This window comes from Trebonia sp. (assembly GCF_049794275.1).
Lineage (GTDB): Bacteria > Actinomycetota > Actinomycetes > Streptosporangiales > Streptosporangiaceae > Trebonia.
In genome coordinates, this window is record NZ_JBARCR010000578.1 from 1 (window position 1) to 4,638 (window position 4,638).

Below are 4,638 nucleotides of genomic sequence, written 5' to 3' on the forward strand. Positions count from 1 at the left end.
GCGCGCCGATCACGGCGGCCTGCTCCTGCGTCGGCTCCGGCAGCCGCAGCAGCCGCGCCAGCTGGCCGGGGGTGTACGTGATCCGCATCCCGCGCTCGGTCCGGACGTCCGCTTCGGTCACATCACCATTCCATCAGAGCCCACCGACATTCGGCGGGCGTCGGGACGGGCAAGTGCGTCAGGGCAGGCGGCGGCCGACGCGCCAGTAGCAGAATCCGGCCAGCAGCGCCGCGAGGGCGAGGTAGATCCCGGTTTCGGTCCACTGGATGGGCCAGTAACGGCTGGTGGGCTGGTAGGTGACGGCGACCACGATGCCGTGGCTGGCCAGGCACGGCATCGAATCACCGGCAGACGGGTTGACGCAGGCGGCCGGCATGACGCTGACCGGCTGCCCGGCGGCGTTCACGGCCTGGCTGGAGAAGATCCACGCGCCGGGCTGGCTGTCCAGGCGGTCGATGCCGAGCGAGAACGCCCCGCCACGGCCCACTTGCTGCTGACCGCTGAAGTTCGCGGTCAGCGACTGGGTGGCGCGCTCGGCCGGGAACAGGTTCGGGCGGACCGCCAGCGGCACGGCCACCTGAACGGCGGCGAAGATGACCAGCGTGACCGCCATGGCGGGCAGCGCGCGCCGGATCAGGACCCCGGCGGCGACGCCCAGGGTGAAGCCGAACGCCGCGTAGCCGACCGGCACGATGCCGTGGGCGTCGAAAGCGAGCAGGCCGAACGGGCTCATGCCGAGCGGGAAATTGCTGCCGGGGGCGAGCCGGGCGGCCTGGCCGATCGGCGCCGCCCACCAGCCGTACAGCAGGCTGAGACCTTCGGTGACCGCGATCGAGGCCAGGCCTAGCACCGCGAGCTTGACGGCCATCCACCGGGAGCGGGTGATGCTCTGGATCCAGGCCAGCCGGAACGTCCCGGTCTCGAACTCGCGGGCGACCAGCGGCGCCCCCCAGAAGACCCCGATGACGGCGGGCGCCAGGATGACGGCGGCGATCCCGAGCATGAACACGACCGTGTAGGCGCCGCTCAGCGCCAAGAGGAAGTTGGCGGCCAGCTGCCCGCAGGCGCCGCTCCGGCAGCCGGCGATGCCGCTGCCGCGGTACATGCTGGCCAGGTGCGGCCCGGTGGCTCCGAGCAGGATCGCGAACACCGCCAGCGCCGCCAGCGCGGAGACAGCCTGCGGGCGGAACTGCCGCCACGTGAGCCACGTCATTGCCCCACCTCCAGCTGGTTACCGGCAACGCGGCGCCTGCCGCCTCCGGCCGCCTGCCTCATGTACGCCAGCACCAAGTCCTCCAGGGCGACCGCGGAGACCGTCCACGCCGGGTCGAGGACCGGCTCGCTGGTGCGGATCAGCAGCGTGGTCTGCCGGTCGGTATGACTGGCGGAGATGACTTGCTGCCCCGCGGGCAGCGTGGCCGGATCACGGCGCGGGCCGGTCAGCAGGTGATGGGTGGCCAGCAGCTCGTCGACCGGCCCCGCGACCCGCACCCGGGACCCGACGAGCACAATCAGGTAGTCGCAGACCCGTTCCAGGTCCGCCACCAGGTGCGAGGACAGCACCACCGACAGCTCCCGCTCGGCGATGGCCTCCATCAGGTCCTCGAGGAACTCCCGGCGGGCCAGCGGATCGAGACTGGCCACCGGCTCGTCAAGGATCAGCAGGTCGGGTCGCTTGCCGATAGCCAGGGTCAGGGCGAGCTGCGCGCGCTGGCCGCCAGACAGCTGGCCGGCCTTCTGACCGGGATCAAGGCCCAGCCAGTCGATCCGGCCGCGCGCGAACTCCGCGTCCCAGCCCGGGTTGAGCCGCGCGCCGAGCGTCAGGTGCCCGGTCACGGTCAGCCCGCCGTAGACGGGCGCGTCCTGGGCCAGGAACCCCACCCTGGCCAGTTCCGCGGGGCCGGCCGGGGGCGGGCCGCCGAGCACCTGGATCGTGCCCGTCGTCGGCGCGAGCAGCCCGGCGGCGAGGTTCAGCAGGGTGGACTTCCCGGCACCGTTCGGGCCGACCAGCCCGACGACGTGTCCTGCCGGGACTGACAGCGTGCACTCCGACAGCGCCCACAGCCGCCGGTAGCGCTTGCCGAGCCCCTGGGTTTCGATGACCGCGGTCACGCTATGTCCTCCTCAGCCGCGGACCGAAAGGTGCTGGCGAACAGGGCCTCGATGGACTCGTCGTCCAGTCCCGCGCGGCGGGCCTTCGCCAGCCAGCGCTGGAGCTCGCGGCGCAGCGGCCCATGCGCGGCCAGCGACTCGCCGCCGCCAAGCGTCCCCGTCACGAACGTCCCGATCCCGGGCCGGGCCGCCACCAGTCCCTCGTACTCCAGCTCCCGGTAGGCCTTGAGCACGGTGTTCGGGTTGAGCGCCAGGCCGGCCGCCACGTCCTTGACCTTCGGCAGCTGGTCGCCCTTGCGCAGCAGGCCGAGCCGGAGCGCCTGCCGCACCTGGTGGATCAGCTGCATGTACGGCGCGACGCCTGACCTGCCGTCCAGGTGGAACTCGATCACCGTTACCCTCACTTTATCTAGGTACATAGCACTATAGCTAGATACAGACATGGCCTGTCAAGGCATGCCAGGGCTGACGGCGACGGGAGGACGTGGCGAGACGCCACGGTACGTTCGGGATGAAGGAGAATGAGAAGCGGCGCGGCGGGGCAGCGGCGCCGTGACCTCAGCCGACGATGACGGGGCGGCGGTAGGTGTCGACGCCCTCCGGAGAGGTGTCACGGACGAGCTGGCCGCGGATGACCAGCACCTCGAGGTGGGCGGAGGTCTCGCCGACCGCGAGGATCTGGCTCATCGGGTCGAGGTCGTCGAACTTGCGCAGCCTGCGGGTCCACGGGATCATGCGGGCGGCGGCGAGCGCGCTGACCGGCCCGGCGCTGGCGGCCGCCAGCGTCTGCTCAAGCCTTGTCTCGTGGTGGGCGAGCAGCTCGTTCACCCGCTCGTGAGTGCTGTTGGTGACCGGGCCGTGCGCGGGCAGCAGCCGCGAGTCGGGCAGCGTGAGCATCAGCCGCAGCGAGCCGAGGTAGTCGCGCAGCGCCAGCCTGGTGATCGACGGCTGGAACCCGATCGACGGGGTGATGTGCGGCAGCACGTGGTCCCCGGCGAACAGCATGCCCGCCGCCTCGTCGTGGAAGACGACGTGGCCGCGCGTGTGGCCCGGGGTGTGGATCGCGCGCAGCGTGCGGGACCGCAAGTCCAGCACGGCGCCGTCAGCGAGCCAGCCGTCAGGGTCGGACCACTGCAGGCGCGGCTGCGGGTTGGCGAGGCGCGGCGCCATGAAGCTGCGTACCTGCTCCGCCAGCTCGGCCGCGCCCATGCCGTACAGCATCTCGATGAAGCCGATCTCGCTCCGCCCGGCGGCGACGTCGCGGATCGCCTGCATGTTGACCCGCTCGCCCTCACCCAGCGAGATCTTGCCGCGCAGCGTGGTTCGCAGCTCGACGGCCAGCGTGTAGTGGTCCTGGTGGATGTGCGTGATGAAGAAGTTCCTGATATCGCCAAGGCCGTAGCCGATCTGGCCGAGCGCCTCGGTCAGCCGCTCCCGCGCCTGCGCGAGCGCCATCCCCGCGTCGATCAGGTCCACCCCGTCCTCGCCCGCGATCGCGTAGACGTTGACCGCCTTCAGCGCGTCGCCGGGCAGCGGCAGCGGGATCCTGTAGAGCCCGTCGCCGAGGCTTTCCACCCCTGGCTCGGTCCAGGCGTACCGGTCGTCCGGAGCGGCTTTCGATGCCGGCGGCCGGCTCGTCACGTGATCCACAGGTGGTACCTCCCCGTTAAATGTACCGGGCGGTACCGTCGCCGTCTCATGGGCCGAGTTGCGCGCCATCCGGGTGCACCGGACAGCAGGAGGCGACCGGGCAGGTCCGGCAGCCCGCGTTCACCCGGGCGCGGAACACCGGCCCCGCCATGCCGGCGGCGACCGCGTCCACGAGATCCTTCGCCCATCCTGGCGCCGGGTCGTCGGACAGCGGGCGCTGCCGCTGCACTCGCGCCCTGGCGGTGAAGCCCGCCTTTCCGACCTGTACAAGCTCCGCGCCGCCCGGCTCGGTGATGCCGAGCTCCTCGAACGCGCCGAGCAGCACCGCCAGCTGGTAGACGCCAAGCTGCGGGTGACGGTCCAGGTCCTCATCGCGGGGGGCGGTCCCCCCGGTCTTCAGGTCCACGATGACGCCCCTGCCCTGCGCGTCGCGCTCGAGCCGGTCCACCCGGCCGGTGATCTCCACCTGGCCGACCCGCACCCGCAGCGCCTGCTCGGTGGCCAGCAGGTCCCGCGGGTTCGCCTCGTGCCAGGCGAGGAACTTCCGCACCATGCGTTCGGCGAGTTCACGCTGGCGCGACCCGTACCAGGCGCTCCCGAAGTCGAGGTGGTGCCAGATGTCGTCGATCCGCTGCGCGACAGCGCGCTCGGCGGCGCCGTCGGAGATGAGCACGGCGGCGGCGTGAATGACGGTGCCCAGGTGGCGCAGCACGTCCGTCTGCCCGGCGCCGGCGGCGGACTCCAGCAGCCAGCGCAGCCCGCAGCGGGCGAAAGACTCCACCTGGGACGGCGACAGCCGGACCCGCTCGCCCGGTGGCACGATCGGGCCGGTGTCGGACAGCTCGGTCAGCGCATACCACTGCGCGGGGTCCGCGC

5 protein-coding genes are annotated in these 4,638 nt (G+C 71.9%); all 5 read right to left on the reverse strand.

Features of this window, described 5'->3' with window-relative positions; translation table 11 throughout:
* Positions 1-178 precede the first annotated feature (178 nt).
* Positions 179-1,213: an ABC transporter permease gene (locus WA805_RS15685; protein ID WP_425242692.1), complete on the reverse strand. Its 1,035-nt coding sequence runs from the start codon at positions 1,211-1,213 to the stop codon at positions 179-181.
* Complete coding sequence (locus WA805_RS15690) at positions 1,210-2,112, reverse strand: ABC transporter ATP-binding protein (protein ID WP_425242693.1); 903 nt, start codon at positions 2,110-2,112, stop codon at positions 1,210-1,212. Before WA805_RS15690 ends, WA805_RS15685 begins: the two co-directional genes overlap by 4 nt.
* Positions 2,109-2,504 carry a GntR family transcriptional regulator gene (locus WA805_RS15695; protein ID WP_424564271.1) on the reverse strand — a complete coding sequence of 132 codons (396 nt, stop codon included), beginning with the start codon at positions 2,502-2,504 and terminating at the stop codon, positions 2,109-2,111. Before WA805_RS15695 ends, WA805_RS15690 begins: the two co-directional genes overlap by 4 nt.
* Positions 2,505-2,670: 166 nt before the next feature.
* Positions 2,671-3,762, reverse strand: coding sequence for an MBL fold metallo-hydrolase (locus WA805_RS15700; RefSeq protein WP_422339714.1), 1,092 nt, complete (start codon positions 3,760-3,762; stop codon positions 2,671-2,673).
* A gap of 46 nt (positions 3,763-3,808) precedes the next feature.
* Positions 3,809-4,638: RecB family exonuclease (locus WA805_RS15705; protein WP_425242694.1), on the reverse strand; the 830-nt coding region annotated here is incomplete at its 5' end.

Bases quoted from the DNA above. Each gene is read 5' to 3' on its own strand.
- WA805_RS15685 (WP_425242692.1), bottom strand. From the start codon at position 1,213: ATGACGTGGCTCACGTGGCGGCAGTTCCGCCCGCAGGCTGTCTCCGCG.